General features: G+C 64.4%; 1 protein-coding gene and 1 pseudogene. Both read left to right on the top strand.

Going from position 1 to position 927, the window contains the following annotated elements:
- Window positions 1–219 (top strand): annotated as a pseudogene (locus ELR45_RS29070) (MFS transporter); the annotation flags it as partial.
- Window positions 219–896 carry a MerR family transcriptional regulator gene (locus tag ELR45_RS29065; RefSeq protein ID WP_129669421.1) on the top strand — a complete coding sequence of 226 codons (678 nt, stop codon included), beginning with the start codon at window positions 219–221 and terminating at the stop codon, window positions 894–896. The pseudogene ELR45_RS29070 and the gene ELR45_RS29065, both read left to right, overlap by 1 nt.
- Window positions 897–927 lie beyond the last annotated feature (31 nt).

The raw sequence follows: 927 nt of genomic DNA, 5'->3' as shown, positions 1-927 counted from the left end.
GTCGAGAACGTCGACGAAGGTCAACGAGGCAAGGTGCTGGGAGCACAGAACGCCATCATGACCCTGGTTCCTCCGGCGGGTATCGGTGCTGCCGCACTACTCATCGAGTTCGGCAGCCTTCGCCTCGCCACGACGGTTTTCGCGGTGCTGTGGATCATCGCGGTCACAGTAGCCCTGTTCAACCGGCGCATACGCAGACTGGAACAGGTGCGAGTCTGATGCGCATTGGAGAACTAGCCGAGCTTGCCGGTGTGACGATCCGGACCATCCGGTACTACCACCAGGCTCGTGTGCTGCCGGAGCCGCCGCGGCGGTCCAACGGGTATCGGGACTACACCGTCGACCACCTGGTGGCGGTGCTGAGGATCAACCAACTCACCAGCTCCGGCCTGTCGCTGGCACAGGCCGGAGCTGTCGCCGCCGACTCCGCTTCCGCCACCACTGACGAGGCGCTCGACGAGGTCGATCGTGCTCTGGAGGCACGGATCGCCGCGCTCACGGAACAGCGCGAGCGGCTCGCCCGGGCGCGAGCGGGTCACCACGTCGGCTTGTCGAGAGTGGCCGCCGCGCTCAGCCTCACGTCCACCGACGTCCCCACCGCAATTCTGCTCGCTCACCTCTACAAGGATCACCCACAGATCGATCTCTTGGCCGATGCACTGCTGGAGCCAAAGCTGCGGTCGGCCTTGGTGTCGATGCAGGAACGGTTCGACGCCATCGACGAGACCTCCACGGACCGTGAGCTCGAGGAGCTCACGGTCTGGGCGCGGTCGTTGCTCACAGAGTTCGCAGGTGAGCTGCCACCGTTGACGGAAGAGCAGTCTCAGCTCATCCTCGACCTGGTCGAACGCGACCTGAACGACCGGCAGAAAGAGTTCGTGCGTCGACAGGAGTGATCACCGGTCGGAGCACTACGTGCTGAGGTGT

This window comes from Phytoactinopolyspora endophytica, from assembly GCF_004138495.1.
GTDB classification, from domain to species: domain Bacteria; phylum Actinomycetota; class Actinomycetes; order Jiangellales; family Jiangellaceae; genus Phytoactinopolyspora; species Phytoactinopolyspora endophytica.
This window is presented reverse-complemented; position numbering and strand designations above follow the sequence as displayed.